Origin of the sequence: Ralstonia sp. 1138 (genome assembly GCF_040544795.1) — a bacterium.
Classification (GTDB): domain Bacteria; phylum Pseudomonadota; class Gammaproteobacteria; order Burkholderiales; family Burkholderiaceae; genus Ralstonia; species Ralstonia flatus.
This window is the reverse complement of sequence record NZ_JBEPKQ010000001.1, coordinates 86,884-101,264: the sequence shown is the minus strand read 5'-3', so window position 1 is coordinate 101,264 and position 14,381 is coordinate 86,884. Positions and strand designations below refer to the sequence as shown.

Genomic DNA, 14,381 nt, shown 5'->3' with positions numbered 1-14,381 from the left:
GCGCTGTGCTTAACGCAGTGCGCCGAACGGGTCTGCGCTGCCGCTGGTAGCACCGGTAGCAGCTGCCGGCGCTGCAGTGGTGCCGTGCTCGGCGGCCGGCGCTGCACGGCGGACAACACGCGCGGGGCGGCGCACCGGCTGCTTGGCCGTCTGCTCGCCCGGGAACAGGACCTGTTCGCCGAGCGTGTCGCGCAGCATCTTGGCAAGCACCTGCGCGTCGGTCTTGACGTCGCCGGCCAGCGCGCTGTCGGCACGCAGCTCCTGCAGCGAACGGCGCGCCACGCGCAGGCCGCTCACAGCCAGGATGCTCTTTGCCTGACGATCGGCGTTGTCACGCTGCAGGGCTTCTTCTGCAGCCAGGATGGCCTGCGGATATTTCTCTGCGCCGAACTGGAGCTGTGCAATGCGCACCCACGGCTCGTCGCGCGTCGGGTTCTGCTTGGCGATCTGCTGGTACAGATCAATCGCCTTGTCCTGCTGGCCGCCCTTGGCCGCAGCTTCCGCCTCCGACATGCTCTGGCCGAAGGCCTCGTCGGTTTGGGGTCCGGGGTTGGTGGTCGAGCAGCCTGCAAACAGCGCGGCGGCAGCAGACAGCACGATGAAGGAACGGAGAACGGAAATAGACGAGGATTTGGCCACGGCGAGACTCTTCAAAGTTTCAAAGCGGTGTGTCGATACCCAATCAAATTCGCCGGAATTGGCGACTTAAATGTTGGTCTCGACTGGCGCGAAATAGTACACTCCGCTCGTTGCCGTTGACAACCAAAAACGGATTATTAAGGAACCGAAACATCCTTTGTATTCAGTACCTTAGATCCGCATCCGGCAACGATCTTCGATTATTAAGAAACCGAAACATTCTTCCGATTTGCTTTATTAAGGAATCGAAACAATTCACCGGTTTCCTTTAGCTGAACGGGCACAGCGGCAGTCAAACAAAGAGAATTAAGTAATTCAGAAATCAGGCATGAAGATGATGAAATTCGATGCCGCTTGGGAGCAAGCGGCGAGGCAGCCGGGCTGCGGCCGCCTTCTGAAGCGGTCTCTGAAGCACCATCTCGCGGGGGCGCTCAAGCTGATGCTGGTGAGCGTGAGCGTGGTCGCGCTGGCAGCCTGCTCCACCGGCGCAAGCGTGCTGGCCGGTGCGGCCAACGGCGCGCTGGAAGCGATGGGGCTCAAATCGTCGAACGTGCCCGATGCGCAGAAGCCGCCGCGCGAAGTGCCGCTCAAGATGACGGCGGGCAACAACCTGAACGCCGCCAATGACCGTCGCCCGGTGGCGGTGGTGGTGCGGCTGTATTCATTGAAGGACCCGACCAGCTTCCTGCAGGCGCCGTATGACACCTTCATCGACCCGGCGCGCGAGAAGCAGACGCTGGGCGCCGATCTCGTCAACGTGCGTGAGATGACGCTGATCCCGGGCCAGCGTTACGACTTCACCGAGAAGGTCTCGCGCGAAGCCACCACGCTCGGCGTCGTGGCGCTGTTCCGCAGCCCCGCGTCGCAGCGCTGGAAGTTTGCCTTCAACACCGAGAAGAACGAGAAGTCGGGCATCGTGATCGGGCTGCACGCCTGCGCCATGACGGTGACGTCCGGCACGCTGACCACACCGGCTGGCGCCACACCACTGACCGATCTCAACCTGCTCTCCCCCGCGGTTTGCGGTAGCTGAACAACAAGGGCCAACGTGAGTTACTCCGCAAAGATTCTCTGGGGCGAAGGGCTGTTCCTGCGCCCGCAGCACTTCCAACGCCAGGACGCGTATCACGAGTCGCGCCTGCATGCGACTGCGCAAGTCATCCAGCCGTATGCGTGGGGCATCCGCCATGCGCGCTTCGATACCGATGCGCTGGCCAGCGGCGTGCTGCGCGTGATCGAGCTGTCGCTGTTCTTTCCCGACGGCGAGCTGTACTTCGCACCGCAGGCCGATGCGCTGCCCCCTCCGCTGGTGCTTGATGCCATCCCTGCCGGCGTATCGGAGCTGACCTTCCATATCGCGCTGTATCCGCTGCAAGACAATGGCGGCAACTACCGCGAGCAGATCGAAGGCGCATCGGTATCGCGCTTTGTCGGCACGGAAGAGGAAACGGCAGACCTGTATACAGAGGCCGAGCCCGCCGCCATCACGTACCTGAAGAAGTCGGTCAAGCTGATTGCCGAGACGGAACCGCGCGAGCAGTTCATCTCCCTGCCCGTGGTGCGCGTGCGGCGCACCGGCACCGGCGGTTTTGAGCTGGACGAAAACTTTGTCGCGCCCAGCATGGCAATCAACGCCTCGGCCGTGCTGTATCAGCGCCTGCGCCGGCTGCTCGACGCGCTGCAGGCCAAGGTCAACGCGCTGTATGGCTTCCACCGCGAGCCGACCAAGAACATCATCGAATTTCGCTCCGGCGACATTGCCTCGTTCTGGCTGCTGCATACGGCCAATGCGGCGTTTGCGGCGCTGTCGCATCTGTATCACCACCCAGACCTGCACCCGGAGCGCCTGTTCCAGGAAATGCTGCGCCTGGCCGGCGCGCTCATGACGTTCACCAAGAGCTACACGCTGGCCGACCTGCCCGCCTACGACCACGACAACCCGGGCCCGGTGTTTGCCAAGCTCGACACGATCGTGCGCGAGCTGCTCGATACCGTCATCTCCACGCGCTACTTTGCGATTGCACTGGAAGAGACGCGCCCGTCGTTCCACCTCGGCCGCATCGACTCCGGCAAGATCGACGACCAGACCAGCTTCTACTTGTCGGTGTCGGCAGACATGCCCGCCGCCGAGCTGGTGGAGGCCATTCCGGCCCGCTTCAAGGTCGGCGCCCCCGACGACGTCGAAAAGCTCGTGCTGTCGTCCATGCCCGGCGTACCGCTCACCTATACGCCGCAGGTGCCGCCCGCCATTCCGGTGCGCCCGGGCGCGTGCTACTTCGCCGTGGAAGCGCGCGGCATGCTGTATGAGCGCATGTTGCAGGCCCAGACCCTCACTATCTATGCCCCGGCCGGCATCCGGGAACTCAAACTTGAACTGATCGCGGTGACTTCATGAGCGCTACCTCCACCCCTTCGCTGTTTGGCGGTTCGGCACCGGCAACCGCTGCGGCGGATGCACGTGAATCCAACACGCACGCCCGGACGCTGCTCGACCTGCTGTACGACGGTTTCTTCATGCTGTTCCAGTTGCGCAATGCCCAGCAGCCGACCAGCGCAGAAGATTTCCTCTCGCGCGTGCGCGCCTTTCTCGACGATTTCGACCGTGGTGCCAAGCGCCTGAACGTGTCGGCCGAAGACGTGTTCGACGCCAAGTACGCCTTCTGCGCCGCGGTGGACGAAACCATCCTGTCGTCCAACTTTGCGATCCGCCCGGCCTGGGAACGCCGCCCGCTGCAGCTCGTCCTGTTTGGCGAACAGCTCGCCGGCGAGACCTTCTTCGTCAAGCTCGAAGAACTGCGCGCGCACGGTGCACCGCGCCTGCAGGCGCTGGAGGTCTTCCACATGTGCCTGCTGCTGGGCTTTCGCGGCAAGTACATCCTCGAAGGGCCCGAGAAGCTGGCTTACCTGACCGCACGCCTGGGCGACGAGATTTCCGCCATCAAAGGCAAGCGCGCCGCGTTTGCACCGCACTGGCCGCTGCCCGACAAGGTCGCGCACATGCTCAAGCGCGAAACGCCGCTGTGGATTTTCGGCGCCGTGTTTGCGCTGATCGGGCTGCTGGGCTTCCTCGGCCTGTCGCACACGCTGAACGCCAAGACCAACGAAACGCTGGAAGGCTATTCGCAGGTCATCAAGCTCGGGCCGCGCTTCTCGCACCTGACGATTTCGCTGCCGTGATGGCCCCGATGGGCCGCGCGCCCATCCTTCTGCTGAACCGCAACACGAACCCCAGCGCGACGCTGTTCCGATGAAGCCTTTGTCCAACCTGCCGGCCGCCGTGCCACAAGCCGTCCTGGGCGCGCTGCTCGGGCAGCAGACCCGCCAGATCACGCTGGAGACGGCGCTTGCTTCCGACAACCTCGTCGTGGAGCGCTTTACCGCCACCGAAGCGGTGTCGGCCTCATTCGTCCTGCATATCGATTGCCTGAGCCCGTCGGCGCATCTGGACACGGCCAAGCTGGCGTCGCAGGAAGTCACGCTGCGCCTGGCGCAAGCCGACGGCAAGCGACGCGCTTGGCACGGTTACGTGGCCGATTGCGCATCGCTTGGCGGCGACGGCGGCCTCGCACGCTACCGGCTGCGCGTCGTGCCCTGGCTGGATCGCCTGCGCACACGCAGCGACTGCTTCGTCTACCAGGACAAGACCGCGCTCGAGATCATCGAAGATGTCTTCGGCGAATACCCCACCGCGCATTACAAGATTGCGACAACGCAGCCGTGCGCCAAACGATCGATCTGCTGCCAATACCGCGAAACCGACTACGCGTTCGTGATGCGGTTGCTGGCCGAGGAAGGCCTGTCATTCCGCATCGAGCACGAGCAAAGCGACGACAAGCAACAACAAGGCAGCACGCTGTCGCGTCACACCGTCGTCATCTTCGACAACGATGCGCAACGTCCGGCTTGCCCGCAGGCGCAGATCCGCTTCCATCGCGTTGACGCCACCGAAAGCGAAGACGCCATCGAGCGTTTCTCGCACGCGCACAGCGTGGGCACCAATGCAGTGACGCTCGCCTCGTGGGACTACAAGGCACTGGCTGCGACCAGCGCCCAAGCCAGCGCCAGCGACCCCGGCGGTGAGCTGCCCACGCTGGAACGCTTTGAAGCCTCGGGCTCGTATCAATATTCGAATGCGCAAGAGGCCGGCCGCGCCGCGCAGTTGCGCATGCAGGCACACGAAGGCGCGTACCTGCGCTACGAAGGCCAAGGCAGCGTGCGCCAGTTGGGCGCCGGCCAGCGCTTCACGCTCACGCAGCATTTCGACAGCAAGCACAGCGAGTTCGTCACGCTGCAGGTGGAACACGAAGCCGCCAACAACCTCGGCGCCGACATCGCACGGTTGCTCTCCACCACCGAGATCGAATCGGGCAGCTACCGCAATCGTTTCGTCGCCGTACCGGCCGAGGCGCCCATCGTGCCGCCCTACCGACGCCGCCCGACGGCGCCTGAAGGCCAGGCTGCCGTGGTCATTGCCGACGACGGTGCGCCGCTCACAACCGACCGCGACCATCGCGTTCGGGTGCGTTTCCCGTGGCTGCGCGCGCCGGAGGTCAAGGCGTTTTCCGATCCGTCCAACAGCGACCGGTCGCAAGTCACCGCCTGGGTGCGCGTGGCCAGCGCCAGCGCGGGCCCGAACTGGGGCGGCAATCACCTGCCGCGCGCCGGCACGCAGGTCCTGCTGACGTTCATCGACGGCGACATCGACCGGCCGATGATCGCCATGCAGTTGCACAACACGCAGGACGCCCTGCCGTGGGCCCCTGCCGATGCGCCGCTTGGGCAAGCCCTGTCCGGCTGGCATTCACAAGGTCTTGGCGGCGACGGCTACAACCAGTGGGTCGTCGACGATCATCCCGGCCAGTTGCGCACGCGCCTGGCCAGCTCGACCGCCAACAGCCAGCTCAACCTCGGCTATGTCACCTCGCACGGTGCCACGGGCGGAGACCGCGGCACGTGGCGCGGCACCGGCGCCGAACTGCGCACCGACGCCTGGGCGGTGGTCCGCGCTGGCGCAGGCCTGCTGCTTTCGACCACCGCGCGTGCGCAAGCCGTCGGCACGCTGCTCGACGCCCATGAAGCGCGCGGGCAGCTCACCGCCGCGCAGAAGACGGCACAGCGCTTGTCGGATGCCGCCGCGAGCCAGCAAGCGCTGCCCTTGGCGGCCAACGAAGCGTTCGAGCCGATCGACAAGGCGCTCGACCCTGCGCAGGACGGCAAGTACCCCAGCAACGTCAATGGCCAGGATTCACAGCAGCCCGTCGATAAATTCGGCCAGCCGCTGCTGGTGACCGAATCGCCCTCCAGCATCGCGCTCGCTTCGCAGGCCACGACCACCGTCTACGCGGGGCGGCATTTGCACGGCACCGCGCAGGCCGACTGGCACCTTGCCGCTGGCAATGTCATCGCCGCCGCGGCGGCAAAGGGCGTGAGCCTGTTCGCGCAACGCAACGGCATCCGCGCGATTGCCGAAGGCGGGCCGGTCTCCATCCAGGCGCATACCGATGCGTTGGCCGTGCTGGCAGACAAGGCCGTCACCGTCACCTCGTCGGCCGATTCGGTCGAGATCCTCGCGCAGCAGAACATCGTGCTGCATGGCGGGGATTCGTTGATCCGGCTGGAAGGAAATGCGGTGACGTTTGAGACGTCGGGGTTGCTGTCGGTGAAGGGGGCTGGGCATCCGTTTGAGGGGCCCGGGGGGCAGGCGGCGGCGTTGCCGGCGTTGCCGGTGGGAGCGCTAGCTGAGCCCGTCCGCGAAATTGAATTGCACTATCACTATGACGACCTCACTCCGGTTGTGGAAGCGCCCTACAAAGTTACCTTCGACAACGGCACCGTATTGGAAGGCACATTGAATCAGGATGGATACAAGCTCTTGAAGGGCGTTCCACCCGGCGCATACCAAGTGGACTATGGAGAAGACTCACGGGATTGGAAGGCGCCACCGCTTTCGCGGGACGACGCTGCATACAACAAAAAAGAGGTTCAGCAGGAAGGCTCCGAAATGATTGAACGTGCGCTTAAAACTGAACCTCCCATCGTTGGAGCTCAAGCATGAGCGGAACGCGCAGCGAGATCGAGCGATTCTTTCGGACGCTATTGCTTGGTGATTTTGAAGAAGAACAAAGCACTAGCGCACAACTCGTAGGTGGGCTGATCTCTATGGTGCCCGTCCTGGATCAAGTAATGGACGCTCGCGACATCACCGGCACCCTTTTCCAAATCAATAAACGAGGCGGGTTCCAGTACGCAGATAGCACTCAGCTTGTCAATCTCGGATTCGCTGCATTCGGCGCCATCCCGGAAATTGGCAGCGCTTTCAAAACGGTTTTCAAGCCACTTTGGAAAGAGCGGCGAGCCGCCAAGGGTGCAATACATACCGGCCTTGAAGCTATTGAAGGCCTCCTTGGCTTAGGCAAAGGGGGCGCCATCAAATGGGTCCGCCAGGAACTACTAGGCAAGTGGGTCGTCCGCACAAATTCTGCTATCGCTCAAGTCGATACTGCCCTTGCCGCGGCCATTGAACTGACCGAGTTTATTGCGACCGCGAGCGGTTGGAAAGATTGGCTGATCCCCGACCCAGTCCAAAATCTCGCCAAAGAGATTCTCCCTTCCCTCAAGAAACTCAGAGGCCAGATTGGTGGACCGTTGCAGCGCGCCAGCAATGAAATCTATGCCTTCCTTGAAGACTTGCTGGGCGAGCAAGCAGCCGCAATCGTCATGGCTGCCGGACAGAAAGCAGTGGCGGGATCAGCGACACCTGGGCTCCGGGCAAAGTCTGGGAACAATAAGGCGGACCTCCATCCCAGAGGCCGCACGCCAGAGCGGCAGGGTAGGACCAAAGTGAGAGAAAGTGATCGTACTAGTGCAAAGAAGGATAGCGGACGGCTACATGCAGCCATACAACTCACGCGCAAAACATTCGCGAACCTGGCCAGTCAAGAGAAGGGGCTGGTAGGCGAGCATATGGTCGACTATCACGAGGTTCAACGTCTCAGCGGCAGTTGGCCTCACGATAAGTTAAAGGGGCGTTGGGCGCCCGCGACGATCAAAAAAATCAATGTAGACAAGCGGCCAGTCAATCTAAGACTGATTGACCTGCCCAAAGTGAATCACGCGGGCCTCGATGCTGTCTGGCAGCATGGAGCAGGCTATACGGTAACGGAAGCCAAAGCCCGCGAGAGCATAGGAGCGGCTTATGGGCTTGGGAAGTATTTGGTAAGAGAGGGAAAGATTCCTGCTGTAACGGGACTCAGCCCAGAAAACGAGCTTCTCCACTATCTGTTGAGTGACAGTAGCGACAAGAGAGGAACCGTCTCGCCCAAGGTACAGATGTCCACGGAATGGGTAGAGGATCGCTCCAAAAAAGAGGGGCTTGACCCTCAGTCAGAGCTAGCCTTACGTCAAATCAATGCTTCTCGCTACCATCGACGTACTGTCCTGGTGACATTCGAGTCCAAGGGGGCGCTCGATCACGCGCAGGCCCTGGTGGATATTCATGCTGGGAAGCAGGACAAAGATGTTCACCCACATATCGAGCACGGGATCACTAAAGAATGGGAAGCAAGCGCAATCGACGCCGTCGTTAAAGCTCGAGATCGTGCCCGTGCTGCAAAAAACTTGGCGCCTCGAGGAGAACAAACAAAAGGCTCCAAGGGCACTAAGCAGCCAAGGAAGCCACAACAGTAGAGCGATACTCGCCCCATCTGTGTTACGGATACCGCAAGGCAGTACCTATGACCGAAGCTACATTTCGAAGCCATCGCCGGCAAAAGTTCCTAACGGAGCGATTCTACGAACTCAACAAGAGCTGGCTCTCAACACTGATTCTCGAAAACGAGAGTGAAGAGCGGAACAACGTAAGCCCGTCAGACCCGGCTTTCGCGGGGATTGCCGGAAGCACGTTCAAAGAAAAGCTGAACCTTCTGAAGCTTCACTACACAGCCGGTTCGCCCATTGACGCTCTTCTACCGCTATATACCGATGCCGTGAACGCCTTGGGTAACTGGCATGAAGCTTACCGAACCTATATTAAGGCGCTCGCTGCTGAATCGGGCGACGAGCTCCGTGAAGACAGTACACCGCTAGAGTTTGAAGACCTATACGCCTTTCAAATAGCCATCGATATGGCGAGCCTTGGTGTCCTGTTTGGGGATGGTGCGGCCCTGCGCAAAATCGCCGATTGGCTGCACCCATACCGCAGCGACGATATCCTGTTTGAGGAACTCGTCTCGCGGGCGGTGCCTGATCCTCGACACGATATAACCGAGTACTTCCATGTCGTCCCATATGACGCGCTGATCGATTCGTTCTACTCACCGGAAAGTCCCGCTGCGTCCGCTGCAGAGATCGAGAAATACTTGGCCGGTTGGTATAAAGCCTTTGAGGGTGCCCCCTGGCATGATGGACACGTGCACGCCGCAAAGCACCAGATACCCTACTACGGCTATTGGTCCTTCGAATCGGCGGCGATCTCTGTACTGCACAACATTGACGACCGCTCCTTTAGGGATCAGTTGGTATACCCAAAAGATCTTGCCGACTGGGCCCGAGCAAATAAATCGGTCGAGCGGCTCGCACCAGACGCCGGTATCGACTCAATCACCGCAGCAGCCGGTATGCGTTGCGATGCAAATAGCCCGTGCCCCAGAGCGGGGTATTGGATGACGCCCGCAAAGCGCGGATCACGTCGGTATTTCAAGCTAGGCGAAATCATGCCGGAAGTCGCATCCGATTACGGAGCAACCATCTGGCAATGGGATAGCGATCAATCCGATCCGAAGCTCTAGGTTCAGAGGATTCGACTCGTTGCGCGCCCGTTTGCGCTAAACGGATAGGCCGGATCCGCCCCCTGGGCTTGAGCGGAGATCCGAGAATGGTCAATCGACTTGCCGCATTCTTTAAAGCTACGCCGCAACAAGAGCAAAACCTCAGGTAAAAGGCCCCTTTGAAACGGGCTGGGGCTTCGCAGACTGGAATCAACAAGAAGCAAAAGGAATCATTGTTTCCTTACCTGACGATATCCAATGAGTGCAGCAAACTTGAGGCCATACGACGTACCACGCAACCTTGACCAGGATGCGTGGTTTCTCTATCAAACCACGTCGATCGCGTACTACGAACTGTGCGCCCGCCTCTGCGAAGAATTCGCCGAGCTGTACAACAACCTCATTACCGGGCACGGGATTCATGGCGCCGCTCGCCTCGACTACTGGGTATCTCGCTACCTGACGCATGCCGAGAACATCCGACGTGGTATCGGGTTTATCAAGAACGGCGGCGACTACATGCCGATGATTGATTTCCTGAGGGCTCCCTCAGCAGACTACCGCGGGCTCGTCGAACAACCTCTGGGATGGATGAATGAGGACCAGCGTAAGCAATGGGACCTAGCCTTCCGCCGCTTGAGTTATGCCTGCGGTACGGGAAGCGAAACGTTACGCAATAACGAGACAGGTGGGAGGCTTTGGCTAAACCGCGGCTCAGTTGGAAGCAGTCAAATCTATCTCGATCGAGACGACAGCCACATAGGCGACTCTGCTGACGCGATTAAATTTGCCCAAGGATACGGGATCATGTCGCCTCCGCCGGTATATCCGAAGCACCCCATTGACGTCAGCGAGCATGTGAGCCCCGGCACTCCCTGTCCCCGCACGGGCGTGTGGGTACCCAAGCAGTGGATGGAGGGCGCTAACGACTTCAGCCTCGCATTCTGCGTCCAAGGACATCCCATGCAACCTACATATCGGATTTATTGCGGAAAGCCGCTCGACGTTTGGGCGGATTTCCCGATGCCCGACGATGATGATGTAGAGGAACGATCGATCACGCTGACAGAGACAAAAGCGGTCGATACCACCTGGTACTTCGTATCGCAACCCGTTGGCCAAGCCATGCCCGCAACTACTTTGCATTTGCGCTGTGAAGCAGGCGCCCCCTGCCCAAAGAGCGGCTACTGGATAACGCCAGCCAAATCAGGCTCTCGCCGGTTCTTCTCGCAAGGAACCCTGATGCCGGAGGTTGTATCGGACTACGGTTCGACGATCTGGCAGTGGGATAGCGATCAATCTGATCCGAAGCTGTAAACGCTGGGGAAATGTGGGTTGCAGCCCCCAGCAATTCGGGCGCCCCGCTCCAGCACCACCAACAAAACACCATGGGCCTACTGAAAAAACTATTCGGCCGAAACGCCAAAGACCAAGTCGCCAACCCGCCCCCACCGCCGAAAGACGACGACACCTCATCCGATATCGCCCCCGAACTCGCCCCTGCCCTCGAGGCCTACCAGCAAGGCCGGCACGAAGCTGCCATCGCCGCTGCTGCGCCGTACGCCGATCGCCACGCCGACGCCAACCGCCTATGCGCGCTCGCCTATTCGGATATGCGCCGCTATCCCGAGGCGTTTCCTTACTGGCTTGCGCTGTTCGAACAGGAGCCCAGCGCACATAACGCGCTGCAGCTGGCGACGACGTCCGTCATGTGCGGCGAACTGAAGCGCGGCGAAGCGTGGTTGATGAAGTTCGACGAGATCAACGAGCAGACGCACGAGATGTCCAGCGTCACGGCTCGCACGCAGTTCATCTCGTCGCTCACGCAGAGCGGGCACGTGGCCGAGGCATTGCCGTATCTGGATTGGCTGCGCGATGTCTACGCGCACGTTCGCATCACCGATTCGCACTTCCTGTACATGCGCGGCATCCCGTTTTTCCCGAGCTTTCTGGAAAACAGCCTGCCTATTCTCAAGGCGAACCTGCCGATCGAAGCCATTGCTCAATGGTATGGCGAGCTGTCGGGGCAGTTGGATGAGGAAGGTGAGGAACAGCTGGGGCAGTGGCTTCAAGCGTTGAATGCCACCGCGGAAGGCTGAGTGCTTCCGCCCCTCGGCGTGGACGCGTGGGCGCCTCGCAGACGCCTACACGATCACTCCCCACCACCCGGCGCCAGCACCTCACGCTGCCCATTCCGCCCCATCGGCGACACCAGTCCTGCCGCTTCCATCTGTTCGATGAGCCGCGCGGCACGGTTGTAGCCGATGCGCAGTTGCCGCTGCACGGAGGAAATCGACGCGCGGCGCGTGTTGAGCACAAACGCCGCGGCCTCGTCGTAGAGCGGATCGGCTTCTGCATCGCTGCTTTCGCCACCGAACAGATCACCGCTCGCGGCAGCTTCACCCGGATCACCGGCGAGGATGGCTTCGTCGTATTCGGGCTCGCCAAACTGCTTCCAGTGTTCGACCACGCGGTGTACTTCCTCGTCGGCGACGAACGCGCCGTGCACGCGCTGCGGATACCCAGTGCCCGGCGGCAGGAACAGCATGTCGCCCTGGCCGAGCAGCGATTCGGCGCCCATCTGGTCGAGAATCGTGCGCGAGTCGATCTTGGAGGACACCTGGAACGCCACGCGCGTGGGAATGTTCGCCTTGATCAGGCCGGTGATGACGTCCACCGACGGCCGCTGCGTCGCCAGAATCAAATGGATGCCGGCGGCACGGGCCTTCTGCGCGAGGCGCGCGATCAGCTCTTCGATCTTCTTGCCGGCCACCATCATCAGGTCGGCCAGTTCATCGATGACGACCACGATCATCGGCAGCGTCGAGAGGGGCTCCGGCGCATCGGGCGTCAGCGAGAACGGATTCGGCACCTTGCGGCCGGCCTGTTCTGCCGCGCGGATCTTCTGGTTGTAGCCGGCTAGGTTGCGCACGCCCAGCGCCGACATCAGTCGATAGCGCTTTTCCATCTCGCCCACGCACCAGTTGAGCGCGTGCGCGGCCTGCTTCATGTCGGTCACCACGGGCGCGAGCAGATGCGGAATGCCCTCGTATACCGAGAGTTCCAGCATCTTCGGGTCGATCATGATCATGCGCACGTCGTCGGGCGTGGCCTTGTACAGCATCGACAGGATCATCGCGTTGACGGCGACCGACTTGCCCGAGCCCGTCGTGCCGGCCACCAGCAGGTGCGGGGCGCGGGCGAGATCCGTCACCACCGGGTTGCCGGTGATGTCTTTGCCCATGGCCAGCACGAGGTGCGACGCATGCGACTGGAAATCCGCTGCGTTCACGACTTCCGACAAGCGGATCATTTCGCGGCGGGCGTTGGGCAGCTCCAGGCCCATGCACGTCTTGCCGGGGATGGTTTCGACAACGCGGATGGACGTCACGCCCAGCGCGCGCGCCAGGTCTTTCATCAGCCCGACAACCTGCGCGCCGCGCACGCCAATTGCCGGATCAACCTCGAACCGCGTGATGACCGGCCCGGCCGATGCGCCAACGACCGTCACCGGCACCTTGAACTCCGCCAGACGCTGGGCGATCAGGTTGCTCGTCTCTTCCAGGTGCTCGGCGGAGACGGCTTCCGCGCTGGGGGTTGCAGCGGTCAGCAATGCGGCGCCCGGCAGGCGATAGTCGACGATGCGCGGTACGGCAGGTGCCGCAGCTGACGCTGGTGCGGGCGCCGGCACCGACGCTGCGGCAATGGCCGGCGTGGCGCGTGACACCACCTCCCCCACCACGGCCGGCAAGACGATGCGCGGCTTGGGCGCAGGCACGGCAGGCGCGACTTCCGGCTGCGCGGCTGGCTCGATGGCCGGCGTAGCGGACAGCGCTTCCGCTTCGGGCAGAGCTTCGACAATCGGGGCGGGTCCGGCTTCGGCTTCCGCGATGGGCTCCGCAACCTCCGGGGCAAGCGACGTTACGGCGGGCGCCATCAGGCCGCGCAGTTCGGCCAGGAGCGCCTCGGCTTCTTGGCGTACGGCGTCGAGGTCGACCGTTGGCGTTTCTGCGACGGCGACTTTCGCCTCCGCCAACTCCGGCGCTGTCGGCTCGGCGAGCACGACCGGCTCAGCAGCGGGCATGGCCTGCGGCGGGGCCGCCGGGGCTGGCGCTGGAGCCTGCGTTTGCAGACCAAGTTGCGGCTGATGGAACGGGCTGCTGACGATGGTGGCACGCGGTTTTGGGCGTGCCGCAGGCGTCTGCGGCGGCGTGGTCGGAGCTGCAGGCGGCGTCTTCACAGTGGCCGGCGCTTCAGCCGGTGCGCCCTTCTTTGCGTCAAGCAGGGGCCAGATCTCGCCCGGCTGCGGCGGCGAGGGGCGCGTGCGCGGGGGTGGCTGCCATGCGGGCTGGCGGCGGGCCGAAACTGCCTCGATGCCACGATGACGCACCGTCGGTTGTGCAGCGCCGGCATGACCGCTCCAGCGCGTCTCCCCTGCCCCGCCGAGGCCGAGCGCAGTCGGCTTCAAGCCGTCGTCAACGGGTTCGTCGTGGGCGGTGTCCGGGTCGGAGGACGCCTCGGCATCAGCGGCGCGACGGCGCTTGAACACCTGGCCCCACGATCGTCCGAACACCATGGGGGCCACCCAGATGAGCACGCCGAGCATCAGGAGGAACGCGCCCGTCCAGCCCAGCATGTGAGAGAACAGCGACGACAATGCGCGCCCGGCAGCACCGCCGGCCTTGTCCTGCGGGTCGGCGCCAGAAGTCAGGGCTTCAAGCGCGGCGCTGGCGCTCAGCGCGACGAGCGTCACCAGCCAGAGCCGCACGGTGCCCCGGCCTTTGAGGAAGTCCCGCTCCCCCGCCAGCGCGCGCGTCACATACCGCCACACCAGCGGCAGCAGCCACACGGTGGAAATGCCAAACCAGCCAAGCACCATTTCAAACGCCATCTACAAATGCCAGGCCGCGATTGTAGCGGGGCGCGCCACCGCCATGAGAATCGCCCAGCCGAAAAACACGCGGCCGGGCGTTCTGG

Annotated in this window: 10 protein-coding genes; 8 read left to right on the top strand and 2 right to left on the bottom strand. The window is 62.4% G+C overall.

All coding sequences use genetic code 11. The features are described from left to right. Nucleotides 1-9 precede the first annotated feature (9 nt). A complete protein-coding gene (locus ABIC76_RS00465; protein WP_354532587.1) occupies nt 10-639 on the bottom strand; it encodes an outer membrane protein assembly factor BamD in 630 nt (209 codons plus the stop codon). Between the two features lie 439 nt (nt 640-1,078). On the opposite strand from ABIC76_RS00465, the gene tssJ reads away from it, so the two are divergent. The 8 genes from tssJ (at nt 1,079) to ABIC76_RS00425 (ending at nt 11,503) form a co-directional block, all read left to right on the top strand. After that, the gene (tssJ, locus tag ABIC76_RS00460; protein ID WP_231479625.1) at nt 1,079-1,672 is read left to right on the top strand and encodes a type VI secretion system lipoprotein TssJ; all 594 of its coding nucleotides are present in this window, start codon (nt 1,079-1,081) and stop codon (nt 1,670-1,672) included. Nucleotides 1,673-1,687: 15 nt separating this feature from the next. Continuing rightward, nucleotides 1,688-3,034 carry a type VI secretion system baseplate subunit TssK gene (gene tssK, locus ABIC76_RS00455; RefSeq protein WP_027678923.1) on the top strand — a complete coding sequence of 449 codons (1,347 nt, stop codon included), beginning with the start codon at nt 1,688-1,690 and terminating at the stop codon, nt 3,032-3,034. Further along, nucleotides 3,031-3,816, top strand: coding sequence for a type IVB secretion system protein IcmH/DotU (icmH, locus tag ABIC76_RS00450; protein ID WP_027678922.1), 786 nt, complete (start codon nt 3,031-3,033; stop codon nt 3,814-3,816). The genes tssK and icmH overlap by 4 nt, the downstream gene beginning before the upstream one ends. Before the next feature lie 70 nt (nt 3,817-3,886). Then, nucleotides 3,887-6,694 carry a type VI secretion system Vgr family protein gene (locus ABIC76_RS00445; protein ID WP_354532586.1) on the top strand — a complete coding sequence of 936 codons (2,808 nt, stop codon included), beginning with the start codon at nt 3,887-3,889 and terminating at the stop codon, nt 6,692-6,694. Beyond that, nucleotides 6,691-8,325: a hypothetical protein gene (locus tag ABIC76_RS00440; RefSeq protein ID WP_354532585.1), complete on the top strand. Its 1,635-nt coding sequence runs from the start codon at nt 6,691-6,693 to the stop codon at nt 8,323-8,325. Before ABIC76_RS00445 ends, ABIC76_RS00440 begins: the two co-directional genes overlap by 4 nt. Nucleotides 8,326-8,372: 47 nt before the next feature. After that, on the top strand, nt 8,373-9,425 hold the full coding sequence (locus tag ABIC76_RS00435; RefSeq protein ID WP_354532584.1) for a PoNe immunity protein domain-containing protein: 1,053 nt from the start codon (nt 8,373-8,375) through the stop codon (nt 9,423-9,425). A gap of 237 nt (nt 9,426-9,662) precedes the next feature. Next, a complete protein-coding gene (locus ABIC76_RS00430) occupies nt 9,663-10,721 on the top strand; it encodes a hypothetical protein (protein ID WP_354532583.1) in 1,059 nt (352 codons plus the stop codon). A 71-nt stretch (nt 10,722-10,792) separates the two neighbouring features. Beyond that, entirely contained in the window at nt 10,793-11,503 is a 711-nt protein-coding gene (locus ABIC76_RS00425; RefSeq protein ID WP_354532582.1) for a hypothetical protein, read from the top strand. Between the two features lie 53 nt (nt 11,504-11,556). Here the strand turns inward: ABIC76_RS00425 and ABIC76_RS00420 are convergent, their stop codons facing one another. Further along, complete coding sequence (locus ABIC76_RS00420; RefSeq protein ID WP_354532581.1) at nt 11,557-14,295, bottom strand: FtsK/SpoIIIE family DNA translocase; 2,739 nt, start codon at nt 14,293-14,295, stop codon at nt 11,557-11,559. Between the last annotated feature and the right edge of the window lie 86 nt (nt 14,296-14,381).